We start from the raw sequence: 25,630 nt of genomic DNA, 5'->3' as shown, positions 1-25,630 counted from the left end.
GCCGCGGCGGCGCGGCCGTTACAGGAGAGAGTCATGCGCGCGCTCCGCTATCACGGCAAACACGACATCCGCTGCGACACGGTGCCGGACCCGGAAATCGAACATCCGCGCGACGCGATCATCCGGGTAACCTCCTGCGCGATCTGCGGTTCGGACCTGCACCTCTACGACGGCTTCATGCCGGGGATGAAAAACGGCGACATCGTCGGTCATGAATTCATGGGCGAGGTCGTCGAGGTCGGCTCCGAGAACAAGAAGCTCAAGGTCGGCGATCGTGTGGTGGTGCCGTTCACGATCGTGTGCGGAGAGTGCGACCAGTGCCGCCGCGGCAATTTCTCAGTCTGCGAACGTACCAACCGCAATCGCGAGATGGCCGAAACGGCCTTCGGGCACAGCACGGCCGGCCTGTTCGGCTACACGCACCTGACCGGCGGCTACGCGGGCGGCCAGGCCGAGTATGTGCGGGTGCCCTATGCGGACGTGGGGCCCGTCAAAATTCCGGACGGATTGACGGACGAGCAGGTGCTCTTCCTCGGCGACATCTTTCCGACCGGCTGGCAGGCGATCGTGCAGCTCGACCCGCAGCCGACCGACACGGTGGCGATCTGGGGCGCCGGGCCGGTCGGCCAGTTCTGTGTGCGCAGCGCCGTGCTGCTCGGTGTGAAGCAGGTCATCTCGATCGACAACGTCCCGGAGCGCCTCGCCATGGCGCAGGCGGGCGGCGCGATCACCATCAACTTCGACGAGGAGAGCGTGGTCGAACGGCTGAACGAGCTGACCGGCGGCAAGGGACCGGAAAAATGCGTCGACGCGGTCGGGCTGGAGGCGCACGCCAGCGGCACGATCGATTCCATGGTCGACCGGGTCAAGCAGGCGACCATGCTGGAGACCGACCGGCCGCATGTGCTGCGCGAGATCTTCTACGTCTGCCGCCCGGCCGGCACGGTCTCGGTTCCCGGCGTCTACGGCGGCGTGGTCGACAAGATTCCGTTCGGGATGGTGATGAACAAGGGCCTGACCATCCGGACCGGCCAGACCCATGTGAACCGCTGGACCGACGACCTCCTGAGGCGGATCCAGGAGGGCCAGATCGACCCGAGCTTCGTCATCACCCACACGGTGGGGCTGGAGAAGGGGCCCGAGATGTACAAGACCTTCAGGGACAAGCAGGACGGCTGCATCAAGGTCGTGCTCAAGCCGTAAGGGAGGGTTCCATGCATCACGAAGGACGGCTGTCGCGTGACCGCGCGCTCGGCCTCGCCGAGGCGCTCGGGTGGTTCTCGATCGGGCTCGGGGCGCTCGAGCTCTTCGCCCCGCGCACGGTCACGCGGGCGCTCGGGATGGAGGGCAAGGAAGAGACGGTGGCGCTCTACGGGGTGCGAGAGATCGTCACCGGCATTGGCATCCTGGCCTCCGAGAACCCGGGGCCGTGGCTGTGGGGACGGGTCGGCGGCGACGCGCTCGACCTCTTCTCGCTCGCCGGCGGGGCCCATGCCGACAACCCGCAGCGCAGCCACGTCGGGGTTGCGATGGCGACAGTCGCGGGGATCGCGGTGGTCGACTGGGTCTGCGCGGAGGCGCTGCAGGAGACGCGGCCGGCAACGACCCCGCCCCGGCGGGTCGACTACGCCCGGCGGAGCGGCTTCCCGCAGGGCGCCCACGCCGCCCGCGGCGCGGCCAGCGACTTCGAGATCCCGAACGACATGCGAACCCCCGACCTGCTACGGCCGCTCAACCAGACGCGGCACTAGAGTAGGGCATCATGCCCGGTGTGGTCCGGCCATACCGGGCAACCTCGCTTGTCGTAGCTCATCAAGCTATGGTTGCCGCATTAACAGCAAATCCCACGGCAGCTTCTTCCCCCTCGTGGCGGACCAGAGTGAACTTCGGAATTTGCAGCATGGCGGTTGGCAGGGCAGACTGGGGCTCGGGGCCCATGTTCCCAACGACGATGCTCATTTCCACGCCGAGCACCCATACACCTTCCTTGATATTCTGTTCTCGCAAGAGTGCCACCGTCACATCCCGCAAGGTAAATGAAAGCTGAGAGATCTCAGACATAGTTCCGCTCTGAATACTTCGGAGTTGGACTAAACGATGTTGATGCTCCAAGCACGATTTGGCGATAATTAGTTGATGAGGCGTAAATTGGCCCTTCCACCGTATACGCTCGACGCTCGTAGAAGCACTCGAACGAATGCGACATGTAGGCACCCGACAGCAGAGCGACCATGTACTGATTGAGACTTACGCCCTCGGTTCTGGCTCGATAGGCCAATCGCCCGTGTAGAGACTTCGGAATCCGAAGTAGTACCCTGCCACTCAGGTCGGGTTCCACTTCTTTACTGGGGAGGGGAATAGGATTGCCCGCGGCTCTCATCGCCTGGAGCCAGGCCTCCATAGCATGGGAAAGCTCGGAAAGAGCCTCCGCTTCCGTTTCACCGAACGCGGAGCAACCGGGCAGGTCGGGAGCGACCGCAATGAATCCGCCGTCTTCCTCACTGTAGAATATTTTCTTAGCGTAGCCCTTTGTCCCACTCATCGCTCCACCCAGTACTGGTCCAACATCTGAATGAGTTGCTTAGCTTGGTAGGTTGGGATCTTGCCGTTCCTACTCTGGAAGTTGAGCCCTACCGGCTCACCCGACCTTGAGTAAGCACGGCTGGCTTCCAGAGCCGCCCTTGTGCTCGAAGCCGATCAACTCGGCCACCTGCAAGCGTCTTCGAAGCGGACGTCCCGTGGGTTGTTACGGATCGCCTCGATCAGCTTGTCTATTCGACCCATATGGTATCACCCACGATATCACGCTGCGACTTTGGCGCCAATGGTTTATCGCGCCTCCGCCTTACGCTGCGTTATCAGAAGGTGTGCCTCTGTAAACCTTGAAAAATCTACCGAGGATTGCGATCGAAAGCTGAACAACAAAAAGGGCCCGGAGCCTCTCGGCCCGGGCCTTTTCGCGTCACCCAGACGTTCGGGGCGCCTTACTGCGCGACGGCGCCGGCGGCCTTCAGGATCGGGGTCCAGCGGGCGACCTCGGCCTCGACCAGCTTCTGCAGGGCCTCGGGGGTGCGGCCGGCCTTGTCGGGGATGACGCCGCCGAGTTCGAGGAGGCGCTTGCGGGTGTTGTCGTCGTCGAGTGCCTTGACGAGGGCGTCGTTGAGCTTGGCGACGATGGGGGCGGGCGTCGCCTTGGGGGCGAAGATCGCGTTCCAGGCCGAGACCTGGTAGTCGGGCATGCCGGCTTCCTTGGTGGTCGGCAGGTCGGGGAGCGCGGGCGAGCGCTCGGGGGTGGCGATGGCGAAGGCCTTGATGGTGCCCGCGGAGATCTGCGGGGCGACGTTGACGATCTGGTCGGCCATGTAGTCGACGGTGTTGGCCATCAGGTCGTTGAGCGCCGGGCCGGTGCCGCGGTAGGCGACCATGGCGGGCTTGATGCCGAGCTGGCTGTTCAGGAGCACGCCGACCGTGTGCGACACGGAGCCGACGCCCGCATGCGCCATGTTCATCTTGGCCTCGTTGGCCTTCACGTAGGCCATGAACTCCTTCAGGTCCTTGGCCGGGAAGTCCTTCTTGGCGACGATGATGATGGGCGTTCCGGCCGCCAGCCCGATCGGGGCGAAGTCCTTGGCCGGATCGTACTTGAGGTTCGGGTAGAGCGCCGGGGCGGCGCCGTGGGTGCCCATGTGGCCCATCATGATCGTGTAGCCGTCCGGCGCGGACTGGCCGGCGCGGGTGATGCCGGTCGTGCCGCCGGCGCCGGCGACGTTCTCGATGACGATCTGCTGGCCGAGCGTGCGGGACATGTGCTCGGCGACGATGCGGGCCACCACGTCGGTCGGACCGCCCGCCGCGAAGGGCACCACCATGGTGACCGGGCGCTGGGGATAGTCCTGGGCGGCGGCAGTGCCCGCGAAACCGAGAAGCGCGGCAAGGGCCAAAGCGACTTTCTTCATTCGATTACCTCCCTGAGGATGACTGTCAGGTAACGCGGCCCGACCGGCCGGCAAGGCACGGGGCTCATTCGGTGAAGACTTCCTCGCGGCTGCGCCGCGCCGCGGGCAGGAGCGCCATGACGAGGACCACGAGGGCGACGAGCAGCAGGGCCGCGCTCACCGGACGCTCGACGAAGACCGCGAAGGATCCGCGCGAGAAGGTGAGCGCCTGGCGGAGCTTCTCCTCCAGGAGCTTGCCGAGCACGAAGCCGAGCAGCAGGGGGGCGGGCTCGAAGCCGATCTTGATGAAGGCGTAGCCGACGAGGCCGAAGAGCCCGATCATCATGACGTCGGTCGGCAGCGAGTTGATCGAGTAGATGCCGATGCAGCAGAAGAGCAGGATCGACGGGAAGAGCAGACGGTAGGGCACCTTGAGGAGCCGGACCCACAGGCCGACGAGCGGCAGGTTGATGATCAGCAGCATCAGGTTGCCGACCCACATCGAGGCGATCATGCCCCAGAAGAGGTTCGGATTCTTGGTCATCACCTGCGGGCCCGGGATGACCCCGTGGATGGTCATCGCGCCGACCATCAGGGCCATGACGGCGTTCGGCGGGATGCCGAGGGTCAGGAGCGGGATGAAGGAGGTCTGGGCGCCGGCGTTGTTGGCGCTCTCCGGCCCGGCGACGCCCTCGATGGCGCCGCGGCCGAAGCGGGAGCCGTCGCGGGCGATCTTCTTCTCCATGGCGTAGGAGGCGAAGGGGCCGAGGACCGCGCCGTTTCCGGGCAGGATGCCCAGGACGGCGCCGACCACGGTGCCGCGCAGTACGGGGGCCACGCACTGCCGCAGGTCGTCGAGGCTCGGGAGCAGGCGGCCGATGGGTGCACGCACGACGTCGCGCTCCTCGGGAGCATCCAGGTTTCTCAGGATCTCGGCGATGCCGAAGAGGCCCATGGCGAGGACCGCGAAGTCGACGCCGTCGGACAGGAACTGCAGGCCGAAGGTCAGCCGCTCGTCGCCGGTCTCCAGGTCCGTGCCGACGGTGGAGAGCAGCACGCCGAGGACGATCATGGCGACCGCCTTCAGGATCGAGCCGCGCGCCAGCACCACGGCGAAGACGAGGCCCATGACCATGAGCGAGAAGTATTCGGTCGGGGTGAAGATCAGGGCGAGCTTGGAGAGCGGCGCGCCGAGGGCGGCGATCAGGAGGGTCGCGACGGTGCCGGCGAAAAAGGAGCCGATGGCGGCGACGCCGAGCGCGATGCCGGCCTTGCCCTGCTTGGCCATCTCGTGGCCGTCGATGGCGGTGACGACCGAGGTCGCCTCGCCGGGGATGTTGACCAGGATGGCCGTCGTCGAGCCGCCATACTGCGCCCCGTAGTAGATGCCCGCGAGCATGATGAGCGCGCCGGTCGGGTCGAGGCCGAAGGTGATCGGCAGCAGCATCGCGATGGTGGCGATCGGGCCGACGCCCGGCAGCACGCCGATGAGCGTGCCGACGAGGCAGCCGAGGAAGCAGAGGGCGATGTTCTGCAGCGTCAGGGCGACGCCGAAGCCGAGCCCGAGGTTGGCGACGAGTTCGCTCATGCGCGCCTCCCGAAGAGCCCGATCAGCTTCGGCAGGGCAAGGAGGAGCCCGGCCGCCGCCATGGCGGCCGCGATGGCGCGCAGGATGCCGCGCTGCGTCCAGCCGGCGAAATAGGGCCGCGCCTCCTCGGGGAAGATCGGGATCGGCAGGTTGAGTGCGTCGCCGAAGAGAACGAGGCAGAAGGCGGTCAGGATGAGCGAGAGAGGCAGCAGTTCCCCGAGCTTCGCCTCCGGGGTCGCGTGGCCGCCGATCAGGACGGCGAGCGGCCCGGCCACCGCGAGGCCGAGCCCGGGCGTCTTGAAGCCGGCGACGTCGACGGACCGGATGGTCAGCGCGAAGGCGACGATCGCCAGAGGCACCATGACGGCGCCTCGAAGGGCGAAGCCGGAGATCTGCTCGCCGAGCCGGACGAGGCCGATCGCCAACAGGGCGACGCCACAGACGCCGACCATGGCGGCCAGGGCGCGCGGCAGCAGGCCGGGACCCATGGCCCCGAGTGTGCCGATCGCGAGGCCGCCCGTGCCGAACCAGCCGACCAGCGCCACGGCGACCAGGACGATGCCGCCCCAGGTGCTCTGATTCCAGTGACGGGATCCGCCGCCCGCGTCGTTCATGCGCCACCCCCCAACATCGATTCCGCGGTCTTGTCGCCGCGCCCGGCAGAGACCTTTCGCGATCCCGCCCCAGTCTCGACGAGTACTCGGACCGAGGCCGTTTTCCTAGTGTGGATATCCGAATCCTGACAGGCCGGGCGAGCGGCGTTCTGGCCCGGTCCGTGCCGGCACGGAGCGTGCTAGACCTGTCCCGAGCCGCCCGGGGACGCCGCCATGAAGGACACGATCGGTCACGCCAGCGCCGAAGAGGTCGCCGCCATGCTCGACTGGGCGGCGGCGGAGGGGTGGAACCCGGGCCTCGGCGACGCGGAGGCGTTCCTGGCCGCCGATCCGGGCGGTTTCCTTGTGGCGCGGGTGGACGGCGAGGCGGTCGCCTCGGTGTCGGTCGTCAGCTACGGCGAGGACTTCGGGTTCCTGGGCTTCTACATCTGCCGGCCGGAGTTCCGGGGCAAGGGCCACGGCTGGGCGGTCTGGCAGGCCGGGATGGCGCGGATGGGGGACCGCACGGTGGGGCTCGACGGTGTCCCCGCGCAGCGGGAGAACTATCGGAAGTCAGGTTTCGCGCTCGCCCACCGCAATGTCCGTTATGCCGGGCGGGTGATGGTCCAGGCCCCAGCCGATCCCCGCATCCGGCCGGTCGACCCCGCCCTCGCGCCGGCCGTGATCGCCTTCGACCGGCGCTTCTTCCCGGCCCCGCGGGACGCCTTCACGTCGGCCTGGATCTCCGGGGGCGGGCGCCGGCTCGCCCTGGCGTTCGTCGACGACGGGGACGTGCTCGGCTACGGCGTCATCCGGCCGTGCCGGGTCGGCTACAAGATCGGCCCGCTCTTCGCGCTCGACGAGGGGATCGCCGAGGCCCTGTTCCGGGCGCTCGCGGCAGAGGCGAACGGGGCCGAGCTCTTCATCGACCCGCCGGTGCCGAACGGCGCGGCGACCCGGCTCGCCGAACAGCACGGGATGGCCCCGGTCTTCGAGACCGCGCGCATGTACCGGGGGCCGGCTCCGCACCTGCCTCTCGGGCGGACCTGGGGCATCACGACCTTCGAGCTCGGCTGAGGTCAGGGGTTCTCGCCGTCCTGGGCCTGCCGGGCCTCGAGCTCGTCCAGCACCTTCTCGGGCACGACATGGTCCTCCAGCCGCTCCAGCGCCGGGTCGCGCGCTTCCTCGACCCCGAGCCGGTCCGCGATGGCGCGGACGAGCGTGATCAGGCGGGTCACCTCGTGCTCGGCCAGGAGGTTGATCTGCAGGTCGAGGTCGGCGCGCCGGTCGGCCTCGGCGGCGGCGCGGTTCTGGCTGATCAGGACGAAGGTGGACAGGAACAGGGCCTCCACGGAGGCGACCGTGGCGAGGATCACGAAGGTCTCGTCGAAGCGGGGCAGGACGGGGAGCCAGCCGAGATTCACGGCGACCCAGAGGCAGATCGCCAGCGCTTGGGCCCCGACGAAGATCATGCTGCCGGTGAAGCGCGTCACGGCCTCCGCCAGGCGGTCGGGGAAGCCCGCCTCCGCGAGCTGCCGGCGGCGGCGCTTCGCCAGGATCTCGATGTTTCGCTCGAGCAGCGGGGTGAGCCCCTCCTCATCGGCCCCGAAGCGCGGAGCGGCCTCGTCGTGCGTCCTGTCGGACAAGGGCGTCCCCTCCAGAGTAGATGGTGTCCTCCGACAACGTTTCGGGCGCTTCGCGGATCCGCCGATCACCAAGCTGTACATTGTATCGCGAAGGATGGCCGCTTAGCCTGCGTTGAGGTCGACCCGGTTCTTTGGCCGCGAGACGTCGACCGCAAGGGAGGACTATCCATGATGGCATTCAAGACGCTCGCCCTGGCGGGCGCCGCCGCGCTTCTCGCCTCCGTCGCGCCAGCCGCGGCGCAGCAGGCGGACATGAGCTTCTTCGTGACGAGCGTCGGGTCGGGCAAGGGCGCCGACCTCGGAGGCCTCGAGGGCGCCGACCGGCACTGCCAGACGCTCGCCGAGGCGGCCGGTTCGAAGGGGAAGGTCTGGCGCGCCTACCTGTCGACCCAGGGGACCGGGGCCGTGAACGCGCGCGACCGGATCGGCAAGGGGCCGTGGGTGAACGCCAAGGGCGAGGTCGTCGCCAAGAGCGTCGACGACCTGCATGGGGCGTCCAACAACCTCACCAAGCAGACCGCGCTCACCGAGAAGGGCGAGATCGTCAAGGGCCGCGGCGACCAGCCGAACATGCACGACGTGCTGACCGGCAGCCAGGCGGACGGCACCGCCTTCCCGGCCGGCGAGGACCGGACCTGCGGCAACTGGACGAAGAGCGGGGCGGACGGCGGGGCGATGCTCGGCCATCACGACCGCACCGGCCTCGACGAATCGGCGGCCGCGAAGAGCTGGAACACCTCGCACGCATCGCGTGGCGGGTGCAGCCAGGATGCGCTGAAGAGCACGGGCGGCGCCGGCCTGTTCTACTGCTTCGCGGCGAACTGAGGGGGGCCTGCCCGGCCCTCGGGGCTACGGCCCGAAGCTTTCCGATCGCGTCCAGACGGACGCGATCGGGCCTTGGCCTGCGGCGGGATCGCAGGCATCCCGCCGGACGCGTTCGGCCCCTTCGGGCTCGCGACGCAAGCGATCGGACAAGGGGCGCGCGGGACGGGATCGCCCCCGCCGTGGTAACTCTCGCCCATGAGCGCTCATCGCGTCGAACTCCGGCAGCTCGCCCATTTCGTCGCCGCCTGCCAGTACCCGACCATCTCGGAAACGGCACGCGCGCTCGCCATCACGCCTTCGGCGCTGAGCACCAGCCTGCGCACGCTCGAGGCGGAGCTGAAGCTCGGCCTGTTCCTGCGCATGGGCAGTCACCTGGCGCCGCTCCCCGCCGCCTTCTGGCTGTTCCGGCGGGCGACGGACGTGCTCCGCGCCGAGGCGGCTCTGGACCGAGAACTCGGCCGCGCGGACGAGCGGACCCGGCGGATCGAGGTGCGCCTGGACCTCAGCTTCACCATCGGGCGGATCTCCAAGGCGATCCATCGCGCCATGGCGGCGATGGCGGAGGAGGAACCGGGCGTCCGGTTCCGGCCGGTCTTTCTCGACGAGGACGCGGCGCTGCCCGAGAGCCCGTGCGATGCGGCCTTCGACGCGGCCACCCGCGTCGACGTCGGCTACGGGTCGTCGCAGGCCGGCGCGGAGGCCGGCGGCCTGCTCCACGACGACGTCTGGCTCTCCGTCGGTGCCGGCGAGCCTGAGCCAGACGACGCCGGCGGGCCGCTCTTCGTCCTCGACATGCGGCCGCCCCTGATGGCGGCGATCGGCGCCCATGCGGAGGCGCACGGCTTCGCCGCCCGGCTCGTCTACGGGGCGGGACGCCCGTCCGATCTGGCGCGGCTCCTGGGCGCGGCCCCGCACGCCCGCTTCCTGATGCCGCGCAGCATGATCGCCGACCGGCTCGGCCTCTTCCGGCTCCGGGCGAGCCCGCTTGTGCCCGCGCTGGCGAGCCCGCTCACGGCCCGGGTCACCGGTCCCGCCGCGGCGGCCGGGCATCGCTTCCTCGACCATCTCGGCGCGGCGCTCGACGGCGCGGAGGTCAACGCGCTGTTCGCGCCGCGGCTCACGGCCCGGCAGATCCGCTACTTCAATCTGGTCCACCACACGGGCGGGGTCTCGGCGGCGGGGCGGATGGCGCGGGTGACGCAGCCCTCGATCTCCTCGCAGATCCAGAGAATGGAGGCCGCGCTCGGCCGGCCGCTGCTCGACCGGCGGCGCGACGGCGCCACCGCGACCGAGGCCGGCCGCCGCCTCTTCCCCCTGACGGCGGCGCTCGAGGAGGCTCTGGACGGCATCGTCCGCCGCGCCCGCGACATCGCCGCCCACACCCAGTCGGCCGTCTCGCTCGGCACCCTGCCGAGCTCGGGTCACGACAGCGCCCTCACGGCCCGGATCGCCGAGGCGCTGACGGCCGTGCGGCTCGCCCATCCGGACTGGCGGCTCAACGTGGTGGAGGCGACGAACGCCGCGCTGCACGAGAGCGTGCGAGCCGGCGAGCTGAACCTGGCGCTGGTCGGCTCCGTCCAGCCGCGCATGGCGCGCATCCTGCTCGGCCGCAGCGAACGGCTGAGCCTCGTCGCCAACCCGGCGCTCGGCCTCGGGGCGCGTCAGGCGATCCCGTTGGCCGAGGCCTGCGCGCTGCCGCTCGTGCTCGGCACCCGCCAGCTCAGCATCCATCGCCTCTTCATGGACGCCGCCGAGGCCCGCCACCTACCGGTCTCCACCGTGATGGAGGTCGGATCCCTGCCGCTCGCCATCGCGATGGTCCGGCGCGCGCCGATCTGCACCGTGCTGCCGCTCTCCTCGGTCGAGCAGGACGTGCGCGACGGGCGGCTGACCGCCACCCCGATCGCCGAGGACCTGGTCCCGGGCAAGCTCGCGGTGATCTTCTCGCCCGAGCGGAGCCTGTCGGTCGCCGAGCGCGCCATCATCGCCGCGCTGGTGGCGGCCTTCGGCCGAACCGGGGATTGAGCATTCGATTTTTCCTATGGGCCGTTTGAGCGATTCCGATCTTCCGGTCGGTGTCGGCGTGCCCGATAGTTTCCGGAACGAAACCGGCCGCCGACCGGCCCCTCCCGGGCCGCATGCCGGCCGCCTCGAACCGCACAGATCCCGCTCCGGACGAGCCCCCCGACCCATGGCCGGCGGGATCGCGGTCCTGCGGCCACAAGGATCCCTTGATGCTGAAGGCCGGCGTCGAAGACCAATCCTGCCGCGGCATGCTCGCCCGCCTCGAACGGCGCGGCGAACTCCTGGTGGTCGGCGAGGAGATCGATCCGGTCCACGACCTGTCGGCCATGCTGTCGCTCGTCGACGCCAGGGCGGCCGTGCGCTTCGACCGGGTCAAGGGCCATGCCATGCCGGTCTTCGGCGGGCTGCTCTCCAGCCGCGAGCGCATCGCCGACGCGCTCGGCGTCCCGAAGGGCGAGATCCAGGCGCGGCTCCTCGGCGCCATCGCGCGGCCGATCGCCCCCGTTCTCGTCGACGACGCGCCGGTGCAGGCGCTCGAGTGGCGCGACCGGATCCTGGCGCGCCTGCCCGTCCCGACCTTCTTCGCCAAGGAGACCGGGCCCTACCTCACGGCCGGCCTGATCGTGGCGCGCGATCCGGAGACGGGGCTCGGCAACGCCTCCTATGCGCGCATGAAGGTGCTCGGTCCCGACACGGTGATGATCGGCATCGCGCCCAACCACCACCTCGGCATCCTGTCCCGCAAGGCGGCCGCGATGGGGCGTCCCCTGCCCTTCGCGGTGGTCATCGGCGCCCACCCGGTCATCCAGCTCGCCGCCTGCCTCTACCTGGGTCTCGGCGACGACGAGATGCACAATGCCGGGGCGCTGCTCGGCGAACCGGTCCGCCTCGCGCGCTGCCGCACCGTCGACCTCGCCGTCCCGGCCGAGGCGGAGATCGTGCTCGAAGGCCACATCCATGGCGACGAGCCGGTCGTGGAGGGCCTCGTCTCCGAATATCACGGCATGTACGAGGACTACGGCTCCGGGGTGATTGCCCGATTCCAGTGCATGACCCAGCGCCGGGACGCGATGCTGCAGGTCATCGAGCCGGGCTACCACATGGAGCATCTCTGGCTCGGCGCGGTGCCGATCGCGGCGGGCCTGCGGGCGGCGATCGGGCGCTCGATCCCGAATGTCGGCGAGGTCGCGGTGACGCTCGCCGGCTCGGGGCGGACGGACGTGGTGGTTCAGCTCGCCCATCCCCGCCCCGGACAGGCGCGCCGCGTCATGGCGCTCTGCTGGGGGGCCGTCAGCATCGTCAAGAACGTCACGGTGGTCGACGCCGACATCGACCCCTGGGACCCGGCGGTGGTGGCCTGGGCGAAACTCTCCCGGCTCAGGGCGGCACGCGACATCCTGATCGTCGAGGACCTGCCGGCCGACCGCTCCGAGCCGCAGGAGGCCGGCGGCATGGTGGCCAAGGTCGGCTACGACGCGACCTGCAAGGCCGGCGACCGCAAGGAAGGCTTCGACCGCGCCCTGCCGCCGCCCGACGCGTCGCGGCGGATGCGCGATCTCCTCGGGCGCCTCAAGCCGGAGTTCCTGCCGTGAGGCGCCTGATCGTCGCCATCACCGGGGCCTCCGGCGTCATCTACGGCATCCGCGCCCTGGAGATGCTGCGCGACCTCGGCGACGTGGAGACGCATCTCGTCATGTCCCCCTCGGCGCTGCGCACGGCGGCGGCCGAGGAGGTCGGCCGGGGCGCGGAGGAGATCCGCGCGCTCGCCACCCGGGTCTACAGCCACAAGGACATCGGCGCCTCGATCGCCTCGGGCTCGTTCCTGTGCGACGGCATGCTGGTCGCGCCCTGCTCCATCAAGACGCTGAGCGGCATCGCGAACTGCTATGCGGACGATCTCATCGTCCGGGCCGCCGACGTCTGCCTCAAGGAGCGGCGCCGCCTGGTGCTCATGGTGCGCGAGACGCCGCTCCATGCCGGGCACATCGACCTCATGGACCGGGCGACGCGCTCGGGCGCCGTGATCATGCCCCCGGTGCCGTCCTTCTACACCCTTCCGCGCACCATCGCCGAACTGGTCGACCAGACCGTCGGACGCGCCCTCGATCAGTTCGGACTCCGCCACCCCGCCGTCAAGCGATGGACGGAGCCGGAGCCCGACTGAGCATCCCCGGCCGGGACGCCTCGCCCCGGCCGCCCGAACAGCCGTTCGCCCGGGAGGGCGCAGCGACAAGGAGACCTGGCCCGATGTCCCGACTGCAGACCTCACGCCATCCGCGCCGCAGCATCCTCGGCGGCTTCGCCCTCGCGCTGGCCCTGGCGGCCGCACCGGCGCTCCCGACCGTCGCCGTCGCCCAGACGCCGGCCCCGGTCAGCGGCGGCACCATGACCATCATCAACGGCTCCGACATCACGAGCTGGGACCCGTCGCTGACGGCCGGCACCTTCCCGGGCGGGCCGATGGACGTGCTGGACGCCGTCTACGGCTTCCTCGTCTACATCAACACCGAGGGCAAGGTGACGGGCGGCATGGCGGAGAGCCTGACCAGCACCGACGCCGTGACCTGGACGCTGAAGCTGCGCCCGGGCGTCACCTTCACGGACGGCGCGGCCTACGACGCCGAAGCGGTGAAGTTCAACTGGGACCGCGCCGCCGATCCGGCGACGCTCGCCCCCACGCAGGCCTGGATCGCGTCCTGGAACAAGGGCATCACGGTCGTCGACCCGCTGACGCTGACCGTCAAGCTGCCGACCCCGAACGCGAACTTCGCCGCCCAGGTGGCCGAGCTCGCGCCCTTCGTCGCCTCCCCGGCAGCGCTCAAGGCGGCCGAGAAGAAGACCGACATCAAGCCGGTCGGCGCGGGCGCCTTCGTGCTGCAGACCTGGAACCAGGGCATCGGCATGACGCTGACGCGCAATCCGAAATACTGGGACCAGCCGCGCCCCTACCTGGAGACCCTGAAGTTCGCCGTCATCCCGGAGACCAACAGCCGCATCGCCACGGTGGTGCAGGGCGGGGCCACCATGATGGCGGGCTACATCCACCAGTTCGGCTCGAACGCCACGGCGCCCGGGGTCGGCACCGTGAAGGTGCCCATGCGGGGCATCTACCGCGGCTACTTCAACCAGGTGAAGGGCTCCTTCACCGACGTTCGCGCCCGCGAGGCCTTCTACACCGCGATCGACCGCGCCCGGCTCATGCAGGCCCTGACCCAGACCGGCGGCTACAAGCCCCCGAAGAACTTCTTCGGCGAGGCCTCGCCCTGGTTCGACCCGGCCTATGCGCTGCCGGCCTACGACCCCAAGAAGGCCCAGGCGCTATTCGACGCGCTCAAGGCCGACGGCAAGCCGTTCGACATCAAGATCGTCATCTATACCAACTCCGACGTGAAGCGTCTCGGATCCTACGTCCAGCAGGTGCTGAGCGGCTACGAGAACGTCAAGGCGACGCTCGTCGAGGTCGACCAGGCCAATCTCAACCCGCGCTGCAAGGTCCAGCTCGACTTCGACGTCTGCTTCGAGGGCGGCGTCATCGTGTCGAACGGTCCGGAGCCCGTCATCTCCAACCTGATGAGCTCCAAGGGCACGTTCAACTGGGGCCAGTACAAGAGCGAGGCCATGGACGCGGCCCTGGCAGAGGCGAACTCCACCGTCGACCCGGCCGCCATCAAGGCCGCCTATTCGAAGGTGCAGAAGCTCGTGGCCACCGAATTCCCCTTCTACATCTTCGGCGAGGAGACCCGCTTCCTTCTCGTCCGCAACAACACCGGCGGCGTCGTGCCCTCGAACGGCGGCATCCTGCAGAAGCAGTTCCTGTTCGTCTGCCCGGACGTTTGCGTGAAGTGAGACGAGGCGCCGGCCGGGCCCCGGCCCGGTCGGCGATCCCCGGAAGGCTAGGCATGGCCGCAGGACGGCGGCGATCACGAGGGTCCGATGTTCGATCGACAGCGCAAGGCGACGTTCCGCGAAGTGGTCTCGGAGGGGCAGGTCTTCACGCCCTGCGTGTGGGACTGCTACTCGGCCAAGGCCGCGGAGATGGCCGGCTTCAAGGCCATCCTGCTCAGCGGCGCGTCGCTCGGCTTCAGCATGTCCGGCGTGCCCGACCTCGGCCTGCACAATCAGGAGGAGCTGGTCTGGGCGACCGACCGGATCTCCGACTATTCGCCCCTGCCGCTGGTCATCGACGCCGACGACTGCTTCGGCGACGTGGTCCAGGCCTATCGGACCTGCCGTCGCCTCGCCAAGGCCGGCGCGGGCGCGATCCTGCTGGAGGACACGCCGAACGAGCGCGGCTACGCCCGCTTCGGCCGGGCCATGGAGGCGGCGACGCTCGCGGGCAAGGTCGACGGCAACGTCCCGCATGCGGTCGTGTCGCAGGAGCTCTGGCTCGCCAAGATCAAGGCCGCGCTCGATGCCTGCGCGGGCACCGACTGCGTGGTGATCGCGCGGACCGAGTCGAAGCTCGAGAAGGGCCTGGACGACGCCATCGAGCGCTGCGTCCGGGCGGCGGAGCTCGGCTGCGAGATGACCTACGTGCACGCCCTGCGGACGCTCGACGAATGCAAGAAGGTGGCGGCTGTGCTGCCGGGCTGGAAGATGTTCGGCGACGTGGCGACCGTGAACGGCGTGCCCTTCGTGGAGCTCGAGGACATCGCCGCGCTCGGGTTCAACCTCGTCACCATGCACTACCTCGAAAAGGGCTCGATGTACGGCATGATGGACTACGGCCGCCACGTCTTCGCGGACCGCAGCACCCGCTACGCCGACGAGCACACGATGGGCGGCCTCACCAAGGCCGAGCAGAAGGCGGCGCTCGAGCGCGACCGCGGGTGGCTCGCCGCCGAGGAGGAATGGAAGAAGCTCTGAGGGCGCCCCGCCTCGGCGCCGCGTCGTGGAGACCGGGATCGTGAAGGCAGCCGCCTCGCCCTACCTGAAGGCCGCCGGGAAGCGCCTGCTGGCCGGCATTCCGGTCTTCGTCGTCGTGACCTTCACGGCGACCGCGCTGTCGAGCCTGGCGCCGGGCTCGGCCGCCCAGCTGATCCTCGGCGAGAACGCGACGCCCGAGCAGATCGCCGCGCTCAACGCGCAGTACGGCTACGACCTGCCGGTGATCGAGCGCTACCTGCGCTGGCTCGGCCATCTCCTGCGGGGCGACCTGGGCGTCACGCTCTACAGCCAGCAGTCCGTGGCCGCGCTTCTCTTCGACCGCGCCGCGGTCACGTTCGAGATCGCCTTCCTGGCCATGGGGCTGTCGCTCCTGGTCGGGGTGCCGCTCGCCATGCTGACGGCGACGCGGCCGGGCGGGAGCGCCGACAAGGCGCTGGTCGCGGTCAGCTCGGTCATGCTCTCGGTGCCGACCTTCGTCATCGTCGTGCTGCTCGGCTTCCTCTTCGCGATCGTGTTGCGCTGGCTGCCCGCGACGGGCTGGGTCGCGTTCGGGGAGGATCCGCTCGGCAATCTCCGGGCTGCGGCGCTCCCGGTCCTGTGTCTCAGCGTGCACCAGGCCGCGTCCTTCTACCGGGTGGCCCGCTCGGAATTCGTCGCGGTGCTGCAGGAGGACTACGTGGTGGTAGCCCGCGCGAAGGGACTGCCGACGTCCTTCATCATGCTGTTTCACGTGTTCCGCCCGGCGCTGCCGCAGATCCTGACCGTCATGGGCCTCTCCATGACGTACCTCCTGGGCGGCTCCTTCATCGTGGAGAGCTACTTCGCGGTGCCCGGCATCGGCTGGACGGTGCTCAGCGCCGTCAACAGCCACGATTTCCCCGTCATGCAGGCGATCCTGTCGCTCACCGTGGTGATCTTCGTCGTGGTCTTCATGCTGGTCGACCTCGGCTATGCGCTCGTCGACCCTCGGGTGGACGTAACATGAGCGGTATGCTGTCCGAGACCTCCGACGGCGGCACCATCCCCGTGCCGGCCACCGCGTGGCCCGGCCGGCCCCGGCTGCGGCCCGTGGAGTGGTTCGCCCTCGCCTTCATGCTGACCCTCGTCGCCGCGGCCGTGCTCGTGGACGTGATTCCGGGCCTGGCGCGGCCGAACTTCCCCTATGGCGACTTCTCGCAGCCGCCGGACTGGTCGCTGAACGGCCTGCTCGGCACCGATCCGCTCGGCCGCAGCATCCTGTCGCGCGTGCTCCACGGCGCGCGCACCACGCTCAGCATCGTGGCGGTGGCGAGCGCGATCTCGCTCGGGATCGGCATGACCCTCGGCATGCTCGCCGGCTTCTACCGCGGTCCCATCGAGCGCCTGGTCGACCTCTACGCCAACACCATGGCGTCCCTGCCGCCGATCCTGGTCATGCTGGCGCTCATTTCGGTGGTCGGCAATTCGGTGCTGACCATGATGCTGGCGCTCGGGATCCAGGACATCGGGGTCTACGCCCGCATCGCCAAGGGCGGCGTCATCGCGCAGAACGACCGGGACTACGTGCTGGCGGCGCGCGCCATGGGGGCGAGCGACGGGCGCATCCTGGTCCGCGAGATCCTGCCGAACCTCGTGCCGGCGCTCACCGCCATCGTGCCGCCGCTGATGGCGGGCCTCATCGTGACCGAGGGCTCGCTGAGCTTCCTGGGCTACGGCATCCCGCAGCCGGCGCCGAGCTGGGGCGGGATGATCGCCAGCTCGACCGACCTCCTGAGCCGCTTCCCCGTCCTGGTCGTCGGTCCGATCCTGGCCATCGTGCTCACGGTCTATTCGCTCAACACCATCGGGGACGGCCTGGCGCGGCGCCTCAACAACCGGGACAGGGAGCTCTGACGTGAAGGCTCCCGGGGACATCCTGCTCGACTGCGAGGGCGTGACAGCGTCGCTGCCGGCGCGCGGCGGCATGTTGCGGATCCTGGACGACGTGAGGTTCCGGCTCGCGCGGCGCAGCACGCTCGGCATCGTGGGCGAATCCGGCGCCGGCAAGTCGATGCTGATCAAGGCCATCATGGGCCTCGCTCCGTCGGCGATCCGCGTGGAGGGCCGAATCGCCCTCGACGGCACGGAGCTCGTCGGCATGCCTGAGGCCGCCAAGCGCGCCCTCCTCGGCCGCAAGGTGGGCATGGTCTTCCAGAACCCGATGACCTCCCTCAACCCCTTCGTGCGCGTCGGCCGGCAGATCGAGGAGGGGAGCCGCCGGCATCTCGGGCTCGGCCGGGCCGAGGCGCGGGCGCGGGCGATCGACCTCCTGGCGCAGGTCGGCATCCCGGACCCGGCCGAGTGTCATGGCGAGTTCCCGCATCGTTTCTCGGGGGGCATGAAGCAGCGGATCATGATCGCCACCGCGCTCGCCTGCCGGCCGGACCTGCTGATCGCCGACGAGGCGACGACCGCGCTCGACGTCACGGTACAGAAGGACATCCTCGACCTCCTGCAGGCGATCCAGCGCGAGCGGCGCATGTCGATGATCCTGGTCACCCACAACCTCGCGGTGGTCGCCAACCGCACCGACGAGATCCTCGTGCTCTATGGCGGCCGGGTGGTGGAGCATGGGCCGACCGCCCTCGTCTTCGCGGCGCCGCGGCACCGCTACACGGAGGCCCTGCTGTCCGCCGTGCCGCGGATGGACCAGCCCGCCCATACCCGGTTGAGAACCATTCCCGGCCCGCCGCCCGACCTTCACGACCGCGCCGGCGGATGCCCCTTCGCGCCGCGCTGCCCGGCCGCCGAGGCGCGCTGCCGAGTGGCGATGCCGCCGATGACCCTCGAGGCGGACGGCCGGCACGGCTTCGCCTGCTTCGTGCCCGTCGAGGCGCCGCGGCCGGCCCTGGCGGAGGCGACGCAATGAACGCCATGGCTCCGCCGCCCGCCAAGGCGCCGCTCCTCTCCGTTCGCGGCCTGACGGTGACGTTCCGGCGCGGCGGGCGCGCCTTCAAGGCGGTCGAGGACGTGGACTTCGACGTCGAGCCGGGCGAGACGCTCGGCCTCGTCGGCGAATCCGGCAGCGGCAAGACCACGATCGGCCGCGCGCTGCTGCGGCTCCTGCCGCGCGGCGGCGGCGACGTCGGCGGGTCGATCGTGTACGACGGGCAGGACCTGCTCGCCCTCGGCGAGGGCGCCCTGCGCGCCAAGCGCGGCGAACTGCAGATGATCTTCCAGGACCCCGTGTCGTCCTTCAACCCGCGCCGCCAGGTGCAGGACATCGTCGGCGAGGGGCTGGAGATCCGGGGCGTGCCGAAGGCGGAGCGGCGGCGCCTCGTGGAGGCGGCGCTCGCCGACGTGGGGTTCAAGCTCGCGAGCGTGGAGGGGCGCCGGCCGCACCAGTTCTCCGGGGGCCAGTGCCAGCGCATCGCGATCGCGCGCGCCCTGGCGGTCGGGCCGCGGCTGATCGTCTGCGACGAACCGGTGGCGTCGCTCGACGTCTCGGTGCAGGCCCAGGTCCTCAACCTTCTGCAGGACATCCGCGAGACCCGCAGGCTGGCGCTGATCTTCATCTCGCACGACCTCGCGGTGGTGCGGAACGTCAGCGACCGCGTCGCGGTGCTCTACATGGGCCGCATCGTCGAGATCGGGCCGGGCGACGCCCTCTATGCGCGGCCGGCCCATCCCTACACGCGCATGCTGTTGGAAGCCGTGCCGGTGCCGGATCCGGCGTTCCGCCCTGTTCCCGCCGTCCGCGCCGCCAGCGAGATGCCGTCTCGGCTGACCCCGCCGAGCGGCTGCCGCTTCCGCACCCGCTGTCCGCGCGCCCAGAGCGTCTGCGCTGCCGAGGAACCGAAGCTCGCCCCCGGCCCGCGCGGCCAGGAGGTCGCCTGCCACTTCCCCCATGACGAGCCGGCACCAGGGCTCGCCGCGCACCAGGAGACGGCCCCGTGAGCCCCCGCGCCGCCTTCTGCCGGAAGGTCTGGACCGACATGGTCGCCCTCTACGGGGCGCCCGGCGTCGGCGACCTCTGCCTCGCCCTGCAGGACGCGTTCGACGCGGACGTGCCGCTCCTCCTCTTCCTCGTCCTGGCCGATGCGGCGGGCGAAGGCCTGGACGCCGCCGGCCGTGCCACACTCCACGCCGCCGCCGCGGACTGGCGCGCGCTCGCCGTGGTCCCGCTGCGCGGGCTGCGCCGGGCTCTCAAGGGGCGCACGACCTCGCCCGCCGAGGAGGCCTTCCGGCGGATGGTGAAGGCCGCCGAACTGGAGGCCGAGCGCATCGAGGTGGAGCGCCTCGCGGCCATCTTCGGACCGCTCTCGGGGCCGGTCGGCCTCGCAGCCCCCTATCTTGCCGACCTCGGCGCTCCGACCGCCCGCGCCGAAGCGGCGCTCGTCGACCTCCGCCGCGCCGCCGCCCCCAGACCCGCCTGAGCCATCGAGGACACCATGGCCGATTTCGACAGCATCATCATCGGAACCCTCGTCACCGAGGAGGGCGTCACCGAACGGGGCTTCGTCGCCGTCGCGGGCGAGAGGATCGCGGCGGTCGGGTCAGGCCCGGCGCCCACCGCGCGGGAGACCTTCGACTTCGGCGACGCCTACGTGATGCCCGGCGTCATCGACGGGCAGGTGCATTCCCGCTCGCAGGCGGGCCAGGAGGACTTCGTCTGGTCGACCCGCTCGGCCGCGGCCGGCGGGGTGACCACCATCGTCGACATGCCCTACGACGACGGCAGCCTGATCTGCACGGCGGAGCTCGTCACCGGCAAGGCCGAGAGCGCCGCCGCGCAGGCGCGCGTCGATTTCGCACTCTACGGCACGATCCGCCCCTCCGACGGCACCGCCCACATCGCCGCGATGGCGGAGGCCGGGGCGATCGGCTTCAAGTTCTCGACCTTCGAGACCCACCCCGACCGCTTCCCGCGCATCGCCACGCCGCTCCTCCACGAAGCCTTCGCCGAGGTGGCGAAGACCGGTCTCGTCGCCGGCGTCCACAACGAGAACGACGAATGCGTCCGGGCCTGGTCCAGGGCGGTGGCGGCGAGCGGCGTGACCGACTGGCGGGCCCACGGCGCGTCCCGGCCGGCGATCTCCGAGACCCTGGCGATCGCCGAGGTCTACGAGATCGGCGCCGATACCGGTTGCCGCTCCCACATCGTCCATTGCTCGGTCGGCCGCGGCTACGAGATCGCGGAGGCCTATCGCGACCAGGGCTTCGAGGCGACCATCGAGGCCTGCATCCACTATCTGGTCCTCTCGGAGGAGGACGACGTCTCGCGCCTGCTGGGCAAGGCGAAGTGCAATCCGCCGGTCCGCAGCCGCGCCGAGCGCGAGGCGATCTGGGCTCACCTCGGGGCCGGCAACGTGACGATCGTGTCGACCGACCACGTCTCCTGGAGCCTGTCGCGCAAGTCCTCGCCGGTCATGCTGGAGAACGCGTCGGGCATGCCGAGCCTCGAGGTGCTGGCGAGCCTCCTGGTGGACGGCCTGACGGAGCGCGGCCTGCCGCTCACCCATGCGGCGCGGCTGCTCGCCGGCAATCCGGCGCGGCTCTTCCGGATCTCCGACCGCAAGGGCGCGCTGCAGGTCGGCCTCGACGCCGACGTCGCGGTCCTCGCCGAGCGGCCGCGCCACTACGACCCGGCCGCGAGCGGGCACAACATCGTCCACTGGAGCCCCTACGAGGGGCGGCTGATCCGGCATCGGCCGATCGCCACGTTCCTGCGCGGCCGGATGATCTACGACGGCACGGACGTGCTGGCCGAGCCGGGTTCGGGCCGCTTCGTCAAGGCCGCGCGGCCCTTCGCGGCCACGGTCCCGGCGCCGGGGGCATGAGCGCCGTGCCTCCCCTGCTCACCATCGACCGGGCGGCGTTCCGCGCCGACATCGACGCGCTCGCGGCGATCACCGATCCGGCACGCCCCTGGACCCGGCGGTCCTTCTCGCCGCTTTTCCTGGAGGGCCGGGCCTATCTCGCCCGGCGCTTCGCGGAGGCCGGGCTGGACGTCCGGATCGACCCGGCCGGCAACCTGATCGGCCGCTGGGCGGCGGAGGATCCGGCCGCGCCGGTACTAATGACCGGGTCGCACAGCGACACGGTCCCGGACGGCGGCCGCTTTGACGGCATCGCGGGGGTGGCGGCGAGCCTGGCGGCGGTCCGCGCCATGCGGGCGGCCGGCTACCGGCCGCGGCACACGGTCGAGGTCGTCGACTTCCTGGCCGAGGAACCGAGCGAGTGGGGCCTCTCCTGCATCGGCAGCCGCGGCATGGCCGGGGCGCTGGGCCCCCGCGAACTGGCCATGGCGGGTCCCGGCGGTGAGCCGCTCGCCGCGGCGATCGACCGGATCGGCGGCTCGGTGGCGGACCTGGGGAGTGCGAAGCGGAGCGACGTGGCCGCCTTCGTGGAGTTGCACATCGAGCAGGGACCGGTGCTCGAGACGGAAGGGATTCCGATCGGAATCGTCAGCGGCATCGTCGGCATCGGCCGGGTGCGCGTCCGCTTCGCGGGCGTCGCCGGCCACGCGGGAACGGTCCCGATGGCGGGGCGCCGGGACGCCGGCCTCGCGGTCGCGCGCCTCCTGCTGGCGGTTCGCGACGGCGCCCGCGCCCATCCGGGCAACGGCCACTTCACCGCGACCGTGGGTGTCCTGCGCCTGGAGCCGGGCGGCGCCAACGTGCTGCCGGGCGCCGCGGAGGCGATCGTCGACATCCGGGCCGAAATTGACGGGGCCATGACCCGCTTCATCGAGGCGCTGTCCGCCATGGCGGCCGCGGCCGCGGAGGCGGAAGGATGCCGCGTCGAGGCCTTCGAGGTCGTCAGCCGGACCACCGCGGCGGTCTGCGACCCGGGCCTCGGCGCCGACATCGCCGAGGCGGCGCGCCGTCTCGGCCTCGGCACGCGCCCGCTCGCGTCGGGCGCCGGCCACGACGCGGCCTTCCTGGCGCGGGTCGCGCCCTCGGCGATGCTGTTCGCGCCGTCCCGCGTCGGCAAGAGCCACTGTCCGGAGGAGTGGACCGACCCGGATGCGCTCGCCGACGCGGCCGACGTGCTGCTCGGCACCCTGATGCTGCGGGACGCCGCCTTCGCGCCGCCCGCCTGACCGACCGACGAAGACCCGAACCATCCCGGCGCGCCCGAGTCGCCGGCCGGACCGAGCAGAGGACCAGCCATGCAGCCCATCATTCTCGACGGCGACAGCCTCACGATCGAGGACGTCGTCCGCATCGCGCGCGAGCGCGCGCCGGTCGCCATCGCGGACGCCGCCCGCGCCGAGATCGTGAGGGTGCGCGCCTACATCGAGGAGAACTGGCTGACCGAGAACGCGCCGCCGACCTACGGCTTCAACACCGGGGTGGGCAAGCTCAAGGACTACGCCATCGACCAGGCCGACAACGATCGCTTCCAGCGCAACATCGTCCTGTCCCATTGCTCGGGCATGGGCGAGCCCGCGTCGGAGGAGATCGTGCGCGCCATGATGGCCGTGCGCATCAACGCCTTCTGCCTCGGCGTCTCGGGCCTGCGCATGGCGGTGGTCGACCGGCTGGTCGAGATGCTCAACCGCGGCGTCCATCCGGTGGTGCCGATCCAGGGGTCGGTCGGTGCCTCCGGCGACCTCGCGCCGCTCGCCCACATGGTCTCGGTGCTGATCGGCCACGAGGACGCGGAGGCCTGGTACGAGGGCGAGCGGATGAGGGCCCCGGACGCGCTCGCAAGGGCCGGCATCGCGCCCGTCCGCTTCGACCTGCGCGCCAAGGACTGCCTGGCCCTGATCAACGGCAACAGCCTGTGCGCCGCGATGGCGGTTCTCAATCTCGCCGATGCCGAGCGGCTGATGAAGATCGCCGACACGACCGGCGCGCTCAGCCTGGAGGCGATCCGCGGCGAGCAGGCGGCCTTCGACCCGCGCATCCACGCCGTTCGCAAGCAGCCCGGCCAGATCGCCACGGCCTCGAACGTCCGCCGCATCACGGAGGGCAGCCGGCGCACCACCGAGGCCGCCCGAGCGGTGCACCTGGAGGACGACGTCCTGCATCCCAAGCATTCGGCCCGCGTGCAGGACCAGTATTCGTTCCGCTGCCTCCCCCAGGTGCACGGGAGCTGCCGGGACCAACTCGACCACGCCAAGGTCATCGTCACGCGCGAGCTCAACGCGGCGACCGACAACCCGCTCGTCTTCTGGAACGAGCTGGGGGCTTTGGAATTCCTGTCGGGCGGCAACTTCCATTGCGAGCCGATCGCCTTCGCGATGGACATCCTCGCCATCGCGATGGTGGAGATCGGCAACATCTCGGAGCGCCGGCTCTTCGCCCTCTGCGACACCACCCTCAACTATGGCCTGCCGCCCAACCTCGCCGGCAAGCCGATCGGCCTCAACTACGGCTACGGCATCATCTCCACCTCGGCGGCGGCGGTCGCCTCCGAGAACAAGACGCTCGCCTTCCCGTCGGTCGTCGACACGATCCCGACCAAGAGCAGCCAGGAGGACCATGTCTCGATGGCGCCCTGGTCCTGCCGGAAGGCGCGGCAGGTGATCGACAACATGCCCAAGATCCTCGGCGTCGAGGCCCTTCTCTCCGCCCGGGCGATCTACCTGACCGAGCCGGTGCTCGGCGGCTTCCGGCTCGGTGCCGGCAGCCAGGCGGTCTACGACGCGCTCCGCGCCGCGATCCCGTTCCAGCAGGAGGACGGCTACATGCAATTGCAGATCCGGCCGGCCCTTGAAGCGGTGCGGTCCGGTGCGATCCTGGATACGGTCGAGGCGGCCGTGGGCGCGCTGGCCTGACGGGCCGCGGGACGATGCCCACCGACGGGAGGACGGCGATGTTCGAAGACCTGCGGATGCCTCCACCGGACAAGATCCTGTCGCTCATGGCGATCTTCCGCGAGGATCCACGGCCGGAGAAGATCGACCTCGGCGTCGGGGTCTACCGGGACGCGGACGGACGGACGCCGATCCCGCGCGCCGTCAAGGAAGCCGAACGGCGGCTCCTCGCGTCGGAGACGACCAAGACCTATGTGGGGCCCGCCGGCGATCCGGTCTTCTGCGACCTGGTCGCCCCGCTCGTCTTCGGCCCGGAGCTGCCGCGCGAGCGGATCCGGGGCGTGCAGACGGCGGGCGGCGCCGGCGCGCTCTCGGTGCTGGCCGGGCTCGTCGCCGCGGCGCGGCCGGGGGTGACCGTGCATGTGCCCGACCCGACCTGGATCAACCACGTCGCCATCCTGACGGACAACCGGCTGCGTCTCGCGCCCTACCGGTATCTCGGGGAGGGGCCCGAGCGCGTCGACTTCGAGGGCATGCTCGCCCATCTCGCGGGGGCTGCGCCGGGCGACGTGGTCCTCCTGCACGGCTGCTGCCACAACCCGTCCGGCGCCGACCTCGACGGCGACCAGTGGCGCCGGCTCGCGGCCCTCCTCGCCGAGCGCCGGCTGCTGCCCTTCGTCGACCTCGCCTATCTCGGCTTCGGCGACGGGCTGGAGGACGACGCCTTCGCGGTGCGGCTCCTGGCGCGGACGGTGCCGGAGCTCCTGGTGGCGGTCTCGTGCTCGAAGAACTTCGGCCTCTACCGCGAGCGGACCGGTGCCGCCTTCGCGCTCGCCGCCGACGCCGGGACGGCCGCGGTCGCGCAAGGCCACATGGTGGTCAGGAACCGCATCCTCTATTCCATGCCGCCCGACCACGGCGCGGCCGTGGTGAGGACGGTGCTGCAGGATCCCGTGCTCGCCGCGGACTGGCGCGCCGAGCTGGAGGCCATGAGGGTCACCATCGAGGCGCTCCGGCAGGCCCTGGCGGCCGCCTTCGCGCGCCTCACCAACGGGTCGGACTACGCCTTCCTGTCGCGCGACAAGGGCATGTTCTCGCTGATCGGCGTGACGGCCGAGAAGGCGCGGCGTCTGCGCGACGAGCACGCGATCTACGTCGTCGAGGACGGCCGCATCAACGTGGCGGGCCTTCGGCTCGACCAGGTGGAGCGCTTCGCGGCAGCGGTCCTGGCCGTGCGGTGACCGCCGGAGGACACGGGCGTCCGGGCCACGAGCGCGTCGGTCGAGGGCCGGCGGCCCGGATGCGCCGGAACGGCCGCCGCGGCCTGTGGGCAACCGGGAATACGAACACCGCCGGGCTGTTCATTTCCTTAGCGTGATATATGAATTTCTGAACTTATAGACGCG

Annotated in this window: 24 protein-coding genes; 18 read left to right on the top strand and 6 right to left on the bottom strand. The window is 70.5% G+C overall.

The genetic code is table 11. From position 1 onward, the window contains the following. Nucleotides 1–33: 33 nt before the first annotated feature. Nucleotides 34–1,203: a zinc-dependent alcohol dehydrogenase gene (locus WBG79_RS08460; RefSeq protein WP_337356667.1), complete on the top strand. Its 1,170-nt coding sequence runs from the start codon at nt 34–36 to the stop codon at nt 1,201–1,203. Between the two features lie 11 nt (nt 1,204–1,214). Further along, on the top strand, nt 1,215–1,751 hold the full coding sequence (locus WBG79_RS08455; protein ID WP_337356666.1) for a cyclase dehydrase: 537 nt from the start codon (nt 1,215–1,217) through the stop codon (nt 1,749–1,751). Nucleotides 1,752–1,812: 61 nt separating this feature from the next. Here the strand turns inward: WBG79_RS08455 and WBG79_RS08450 are convergent, their stop codons facing one another. The 5 genes from WBG79_RS08450 to WBG79_RS08430 all read right to left on the bottom strand — a co-directional run bounded on the left by WBG79_RS08450 (nt 1,813) and on the right by WBG79_RS08430 (nt 6,137). After that, entirely contained in the window at nt 1,813–2,061 is a 249-nt protein-coding gene (locus WBG79_RS08450; protein WP_337356665.1) for a hypothetical protein, read from the bottom strand. Further along, nucleotides 2,054–2,542, bottom strand: a complete 489-nt coding sequence (locus tag WBG79_RS08445) for a type II toxin-antitoxin system HicB family antitoxin (protein WP_337356664.1) — start codon at nt 2,540–2,542, stop codon at nt 2,054–2,056. Before WBG79_RS08445 ends, WBG79_RS08450 begins: the two co-directional genes overlap by 8 nt. A gap of 442 nt (nt 2,543–2,984) precedes the next feature. Then, complete coding sequence (locus tag WBG79_RS08440; protein ID WP_337356663.1) at nt 2,985–3,956, bottom strand: tripartite tricarboxylate transporter substrate-binding protein; 972 nt, start codon at nt 3,954–3,956, stop codon at nt 2,985–2,987. A gap of 64 nt (nt 3,957–4,020) precedes the next feature. Then, entirely contained in the window at nt 4,021–5,523 is a 1,503-nt protein-coding gene (locus WBG79_RS08435) for a tripartite tricarboxylate transporter permease (RefSeq protein ID WP_337356662.1), read from the bottom strand. Next, on the bottom strand, nt 5,520–6,137 hold the full coding sequence (locus tag WBG79_RS08430; RefSeq protein WP_337356661.1) for a tripartite tricarboxylate transporter TctB family protein: 618 nt from the start codon (nt 6,135–6,137) through the stop codon (nt 5,520–5,522). The genes WBG79_RS08435 and WBG79_RS08430 overlap by 4 nt, the downstream gene beginning before the upstream one ends. A 213-nt stretch (nt 6,138–6,350) precedes the next feature. On the opposite strand from WBG79_RS08430, the gene WBG79_RS08425 reads away from it, so the two are divergent. Then, nucleotides 6,351–7,193: a GNAT family N-acetyltransferase gene (locus WBG79_RS08425; protein WP_337356660.1), complete on the top strand. Its 843-nt coding sequence runs from the start codon at nt 6,351–6,353 to the stop codon at nt 7,191–7,193. A 2-nt stretch (nt 7,194–7,195) separates the two neighbouring features. Here WBG79_RS08425 and WBG79_RS08420 read toward each other — a convergent pair whose 3' ends face one another. Next, nucleotides 7,196–7,762: a DUF1003 domain-containing protein gene (locus WBG79_RS08420; RefSeq protein WP_337356659.1), complete on the bottom strand. Its 567-nt coding sequence runs from the start codon at nt 7,760–7,762 to the stop codon at nt 7,196–7,198. A 171-nt stretch (nt 7,763–7,933) separates the two neighbouring features. Here WBG79_RS08420 and WBG79_RS08415 point away from each other — a divergent pair, with 171 nt between their 5' ends. The 15 genes from WBG79_RS08415 (at nt 7,934) to WBG79_RS08345 (ending at nt 25,465) form a co-directional block, all read left to right on the top strand. Next, nucleotides 7,934–8,587: a hypothetical protein gene (locus WBG79_RS08415; RefSeq protein ID WP_443147447.1), complete on the top strand. Its 654-nt coding sequence runs from the start codon at nt 7,934–7,936 to the stop codon at nt 8,585–8,587. Nucleotides 8,588–8,782: 195 nt separating this feature from the next. Continuing rightward, nucleotides 8,783–10,612, top strand: coding sequence for a LysR family transcriptional regulator (locus WBG79_RS08410; protein WP_337356657.1), 1,830 nt, complete (start codon nt 8,783–8,785; stop codon nt 10,610–10,612). 113 nt (nt 10,613–10,725) lie between these two features. Continuing rightward, nucleotides 10,726–12,204: a UbiD family decarboxylase gene (locus WBG79_RS08405; RefSeq protein ID WP_443147416.1), complete on the top strand. Its 1,479-nt coding sequence runs from the start codon at nt 10,726–10,728 to the stop codon at nt 12,202–12,204. Next, nucleotides 12,201–12,776, top strand: a complete 576-nt coding sequence (locus WBG79_RS08400) for a UbiX family flavin prenyltransferase (RefSeq protein ID WP_337356655.1) — start codon at nt 12,201–12,203, stop codon at nt 12,774–12,776. Before WBG79_RS08405 ends, WBG79_RS08400 begins: the two co-directional genes overlap by 4 nt. Before the next feature lie 83 nt (nt 12,777–12,859). Continuing rightward, nucleotides 12,860–14,458: an ABC transporter substrate-binding protein gene (locus WBG79_RS08395; RefSeq protein ID WP_337356654.1), complete on the top strand. Its 1,599-nt coding sequence runs from the start codon at nt 12,860–12,862 to the stop codon at nt 14,456–14,458. A gap of 87 nt (nt 14,459–14,545) precedes the next feature. Next, nucleotides 14,546–15,478, top strand: coding sequence for an isocitrate lyase/PEP mutase family protein (locus tag WBG79_RS08390; protein ID WP_337356653.1), 933 nt, complete (start codon nt 14,546–14,548; stop codon nt 15,476–15,478). Between the two features lie 40 nt (nt 15,479–15,518). Beyond that, complete coding sequence (locus tag WBG79_RS08385) at nt 15,519–16,484, top strand: ABC transporter permease (protein ID WP_337356652.1); 966 nt, start codon at nt 15,519–15,521, stop codon at nt 16,482–16,484. Next, nucleotides 16,481–17,371 (top strand): ABC transporter permease, encoded by an 891-nt coding sequence (locus WBG79_RS08380; RefSeq protein WP_337356651.1) that lies wholly within the window; start codon nt 16,481–16,483, stop codon nt 17,369–17,371. Before WBG79_RS08385 ends, WBG79_RS08380 begins: the two co-directional genes overlap by 4 nt. A gap of 19 nt (nt 17,372–17,390) precedes the next feature. Continuing rightward, nucleotides 17,391–18,386, top strand: coding sequence for an ABC transporter ATP-binding protein (locus WBG79_RS08375; RefSeq protein WP_337357911.1), 996 nt, complete (start codon nt 17,391–17,393; stop codon nt 18,384–18,386). Further along, nucleotides 18,383–19,414: an ABC transporter ATP-binding protein gene (locus WBG79_RS08370; protein ID WP_337356650.1), complete on the top strand. Its 1,032-nt coding sequence runs from the start codon at nt 18,383–18,385 to the stop codon at nt 19,412–19,414. The genes WBG79_RS08375 and WBG79_RS08370 overlap by 4 nt, the downstream gene beginning before the upstream one ends. After that, nucleotides 19,411–19,893 (top strand): TIGR02444 family protein, encoded by a 483-nt coding sequence (locus WBG79_RS08365; RefSeq protein WP_337356649.1) that lies wholly within the window; start codon nt 19,411–19,413, stop codon nt 19,891–19,893. Before WBG79_RS08370 ends, WBG79_RS08365 begins: the two co-directional genes overlap by 4 nt. Before the next feature lie 15 nt (nt 19,894–19,908). Beyond that, on the top strand, nt 19,909–21,297 hold the full coding sequence (locus WBG79_RS08360) for a dihydroorotase (protein ID WP_337356648.1): 1,389 nt from the start codon (nt 19,909–19,911) through the stop codon (nt 21,295–21,297). Next, the gene (locus WBG79_RS08355; RefSeq protein WP_337356647.1) at nt 21,294–22,562 is read left to right on the top strand and encodes a Zn-dependent hydrolase; all 1,269 of its coding nucleotides are present in this window, start codon (nt 21,294–21,296) and stop codon (nt 22,560–22,562) included. The genes WBG79_RS08360 and WBG79_RS08355 overlap by 4 nt, the downstream gene beginning before the upstream one ends. A gap of 69 nt (nt 22,563–22,631) precedes the next feature. Further along, nucleotides 22,632–24,245 (top strand): histidine ammonia-lyase, encoded by a 1,614-nt coding sequence (hutH, locus tag WBG79_RS08350; protein ID WP_337356646.1) that lies wholly within the window; start codon nt 22,632–22,634, stop codon nt 24,243–24,245. Between the two features lie 38 nt (nt 24,246–24,283). Continuing rightward, a complete protein-coding gene (locus WBG79_RS08345) occupies nt 24,284–25,465 on the top strand; it encodes an amino acid aminotransferase (protein WP_337356645.1) in 1,182 nt (393 codons plus the stop codon). The last annotated feature ends 165 nt before the right edge of the window (nt 25,466–25,630 follow it).

The organism is Prosthecomicrobium sp. N25 (genome assembly GCF_037203705.1).
Taxonomy (GTDB): domain Bacteria; phylum Pseudomonadota; class Alphaproteobacteria; order Rhizobiales; family Ancalomicrobiaceae; genus Prosthecodimorpha.
Note: the sequence above shows the minus strand (reverse complement) of the source record. Positions and strands in the feature narration are given on the sequence as shown.

Bases quoted from the DNA above. Each gene is read 5' to 3' on its own strand.
- WBG79_RS08405 (WP_443147416.1), top strand. From the start codon at position 10,726: ATGCCGGCCGCCTCGAACCGCACAGATCCCGCTCCGGACGAGCCCCCC.
- WBG79_RS08370 (WP_337356650.1), top strand. From the start codon at position 18,383: ATGAACGCCATGGCTCCGCCGCCCGCCAAGGCGCCGCTCCTCTCCGTT.
- WBG79_RS08380 (WP_337356651.1), top strand. From the start codon at position 16,481: ATGAGCGGTATGCTGTCCGAGACCTCCGACGGCGGCACCATCCCCGTG.
- WBG79_RS08345 (WP_337356645.1), top strand. From the start codon at position 24,284: ATGTTCGAAGACCTGCGGATGCCTCCACCGGACAAGATCCTGTCGCTC.
- WBG79_RS08430 (WP_337356661.1), bottom strand. From the start codon at position 6,137: ATGAACGACGCGGGCGGCGGATCCCGTCACTGGAATCAGAGCACCTGG.
- WBG79_RS08395 (WP_337356654.1), top strand. From the start codon at position 12,860: ATGTCCCGACTGCAGACCTCACGCCATCCGCGCCGCAGCATCCTCGGC.
- WBG79_RS08360 (WP_337356648.1), top strand. From the start codon at position 19,909: ATGGCCGATTTCGACAGCATCATCATCGGAACCCTCGTCACCGAGGAG.
- WBG79_RS08390 (WP_337356653.1), top strand. From the start codon at position 14,546: ATGTTCGATCGACAGCGCAAGGCGACGTTCCGCGAAGTGGTCTCGGAG.
- WBG79_RS08450 (WP_337356665.1), bottom strand. From the start codon at position 2,061: ATGTCTGAGATCTCTCAGCTTTCATTTACCTTGCGGGATGTGACGGTG.
- WBG79_RS08425 (WP_337356660.1), top strand. From the start codon at position 6,351: ATGAAGGACACGATCGGTCACGCCAGCGCCGAAGAGGTCGCCGCCATG.
- WBG79_RS08410 (WP_337356657.1), top strand. From the start codon at position 8,783: ATGAGCGCTCATCGCGTCGAACTCCGGCAGCTCGCCCATTTCGTCGCC.
- WBG79_RS08355 (WP_337356647.1), top strand. From the start codon at position 21,294: ATGAGCGCCGTGCCTCCCCTGCTCACCATCGACCGGGCGGCGTTCCGC.
- WBG79_RS08455 (WP_337356666.1), top strand. From the start codon at position 1,215: ATGCATCACGAAGGACGGCTGTCGCGTGACCGCGCGCTCGGCCTCGCC.
- WBG79_RS08415 (WP_443147447.1), top strand. From the start codon at position 7,934: ATGGCATTCAAGACGCTCGCCCTGGCGGGCGCCGCCGCGCTTCTCGCC.
- WBG79_RS08435 (WP_337356662.1), bottom strand. From the start codon at position 5,523: ATGAGCGAACTCGTCGCCAACCTCGGGCTCGGCTTCGGCGTCGCCCTG.
- WBG79_RS08460 (WP_337356667.1), top strand. From the start codon at position 34: ATGCGCGCGCTCCGCTATCACGGCAAACACGACATCCGCTGCGACACG.
- WBG79_RS08445 (WP_337356664.1), bottom strand. From the start codon at position 2,542: ATGAGTGGGACAAAGGGCTACGCTAAGAAAATATTCTACAGTGAGGAA.
- WBG79_RS08440 (WP_337356663.1), bottom strand. From the start codon at position 3,956: ATGAAGAAAGTCGCTTTGGCCCTTGCCGCGCTTCTCGGTTTCGCGGGC.
- hutH (WP_337356646.1), top strand. From the start codon at position 22,632: ATGCAGCCCATCATTCTCGACGGCGACAGCCTCACGATCGAGGACGTC.